The following is a 2,688-nucleotide window of genomic DNA, read 5'->3' as shown; positions in this document are numbered from 1 at the left end:
TTCGCGAGCAAGCCCGCTCCCACAAGGGATTTGTGTGGGGCGATGCCCTAAGCCAACACCGCCACCGCCTTGATCTGCGCCCACAGCAACTGCCCCGGATGAAGCTCGAGCTGATCGCGGGAGTAACGGGTAATGCGCGCCAACAGCGGTGTACCGGCAGCCTCCAGCCGTATCAGCACATGGGCGGCGTTGTCGGCAGCCAGTTCGCTGACCACCGTGACGGGCAGGCGGTTGAGGATGCTGGTCTGGGCATCGTTCGTCAGGCTGAGGCTGACATCACGGGCCTGGACCTTGAAGCGCAGCGGCTGGCCGATGGCCAGGGGTGTATGGGCGACGCGCACATTCAAGAGGCTGTCGGGCAGTGTCAGGGACAGCAATTGATAGGCCGCGTCATAACCGCTGACCTTGCCTTGGACCACCACGCCCGCGTCATCCCCCAACGCCAGCGGCAGGTCGAGTCGCGCCAGTGTTTCGCCGATCGGCCCGCTGGCCAGTACACGACCGGCGTCCAGCAGTACGATGTGGTCGGCCAGGCGCGCCACTTCGTCCTGCGAGTGGCTGACGTACAGCACCGGGATGTCCAACTCGTCGTGCAGGCGTTGCAGGTAGGGCAGGATTTCGTTCTTGCGCCGAGTATCCAAGGCGGCCAACGGCTCGTCCATCAGCAACAGTCGCGGGCTGGTCAACAGGGCGCGGGCGATGCCGACCCGCTGGCGTTCGCCGCCGGACAGGTTGTGTGGCTGTCGATCCAGCAAGTGACCGATGCCCAGCAGTTCGGTGGCCTGGTCCATGTCCACCCGTCGTTGCGCCGGCGCGATGCGCTTGAGGCCGAACGCCAGGTTGGCCTGCACGGACAGATGCGTGAACAGGCTCGCCTCCTGGAACACGTACCCCAGCGCCCGTTGATGGGGCGGCACGAACACGCCGCGCTCGCTGTCCTGCCAGACTTCGCCGTTGACCTCGATGAAACCGCGGGGCGGCCGTTCCAGCCCGGCGATGCAGCGCAGGCAGGTGGTCTTGCCGGAACCGGACTGGCCGTACAGCGCACTCACGCCACGGCCCGGCAGTTGCACATCCAGGTCCAGGGAGAAGTCTCCATGGGCGAGCTGAAAACGCGCTTGAATCATCGATCAGCTCCAACCGGCCCGGGTTCGGCGGCTGGAATACAGCGCCAGCAGCACCAGAAATGAGAACACCAGCATTGCCGCCGCCAGCCAATGAGCCTGGGCGTATTCCAGGGCTTCGACATGGTCGTAAATCTGCACCGACACCACCCGGGTTTTTTCGGGGATATTGCCGCCGATCATCAGCACTACGCCGAATTCGCCGACGGTGTGGGCGAAGCCGAGGATTGCCGCAGTGATAAAACCGGGGCGGGCCAAGGGCAGGATGACACTGAAAAACGTATCCCAGGGACCGGCCCGCAAAGTGGCCGCCACTTCCAGGGGGCGACTGCCGATGGCGGAGAATGCGTTCTGCAATGGCTGCACCACAAACGGCATGGAATAGATCACCGAGCCGATCACCAGTCCGGTGAAACTGAAGGTGAGGGTGCCCAGCCCGACGGCCTGGGTGAATTGGCCGATCCAGCCGTTGGGGCCCAGGGCGAGCAACAGGTAAAAGCCGATCACTGTGGGCGGCAGCACCAACGGTAGGGCCACCACCGCGCCGACCGGCCCGCGCAGCCAGGACTGGGTACGTGACAGCCACAGGGCGATAGGCGTGCCGATCAGCAGCAGGATCACCGTGGTCAGCGACGCCAGTTTCAGGGTCAGCCAGAGGGCGGCGTAGTCTGCACTGGTTAGTGGCATTTAGCGTTGATAACCGTAGGCTTGGATGATGGCGGTGGCTTTCGGCCCTTTGAGATAATCCATGAACGCCGAGGCGGCGGCGTTGTTTCGACCCTTGTTGAGAATCACCGCGTCCTGTTTGATCGGGGCATGCAGTTGGGCGGGGACGATCCATGCCGAACCGCTGGCCAGCTTGCCGTCCTTGTACACCTGGGACAAGGCCACGAAGCCGAGTTCTGCGTTGCCGGTAGAAACGAACTGATAGGCCTGGGTGATGTTCTGGCCCTCGACGAGCTTGCCTTTGACCTGCCCGGTCAGCCCCAGCTTATCCAGCACCTGGGTCGCGGCCAGACCGTAGGGCGCGGTTTTCGGGTTGGCGATGGACAGGTGCTGGAAGCCATTGCCCTTGAGTACCTGGCCTTGGCTGTCGACATAACCGTCCTTGGCCGACCACAGCGCCAGCGTGCCGATCGCATAGGTGAAGCGCGAACCCTTGACGGTGTCGCCTTCGCTTTCGAGCCTGGCCGGGGTGGTGTCGTCGGCGGCGAGGAAGACTTCGAACGGGGCGCCGTTCTTGATCTGCGTGTAGAACTGCCCGGTCGCGCCATAGGCCGCCACCAGCGTGTGGCCGGTGTCTTTCGCGAAGCCGGCGGCGATGGCCTGGAGGGGGGCGGTGAAATTGGAGGCTACGGCCACCTGCACCTCATCGGCCTGGACGACGCCACCGCAAAAGAGTGTGGTCAGCAGCAGAGGTGCGAAGCGGGTGAGGTGCATGAGGGCTCCGTAAGGTGGGGTTCGCTATATAGGGAAATATATAGCGAATGGCTGGCAAACGGAACGCGGCATTTCGGGAAGTTGGTGTGAGAGGGCTGCCGTCATCGCGAGCAGGCTCGCTCCC

At 63.8% G+C, this 2,688-nt stretch carries 3 protein-coding genes; all 3 read right to left on the bottom strand.

All coding sequences use genetic code 11. From position 1 onward, the window contains the following. Positions 1–47: 47 nt before the first annotated feature. Genes modC through modA form a run of 3 tightly spaced genes read right to left on the bottom strand, consistent with a single transcriptional unit; the run spans position 48 to position 2,564 of the window. A complete protein-coding gene (gene modC / locus HU811_RS26535) occupies positions 48–1,127 on the bottom strand; it encodes a molybdenum ABC transporter ATP-binding protein (protein WP_186659040.1) in 1,080 nt (359 codons plus the stop codon). A 3-nt stretch (positions 1,128–1,130) separates the two neighbouring features. Further along, a complete protein-coding gene (modB, locus tag HU811_RS26530) occupies positions 1,131–1,811 on the bottom strand; it encodes a molybdate ABC transporter permease subunit (RefSeq protein ID WP_092399003.1) in 681 nt (226 codons plus the stop codon). After that, positions 1,812–2,564 (bottom strand): molybdate ABC transporter substrate-binding protein, encoded by a 753-nt coding sequence (modA, locus tag HU811_RS26525; RefSeq protein ID WP_186659037.1) that lies wholly within the window; start codon positions 2,562–2,564, stop codon positions 1,812–1,814. Positions 2,565–2,688 lie beyond the last annotated feature (124 nt).

Origin of the sequence: Pseudomonas tehranensis, from assembly GCF_014268615.1 — a bacterium.
GTDB classification, from domain to species: Bacteria; Pseudomonadota; Gammaproteobacteria; order Pseudomonadales; family Pseudomonadaceae; genus Aquipseudomonas; species Aquipseudomonas tehranensis.
The sequence above is the reverse complement of the archived record's forward strand: the minus strand, read 5'-3'. Positions and strand labels throughout refer to the sequence as shown.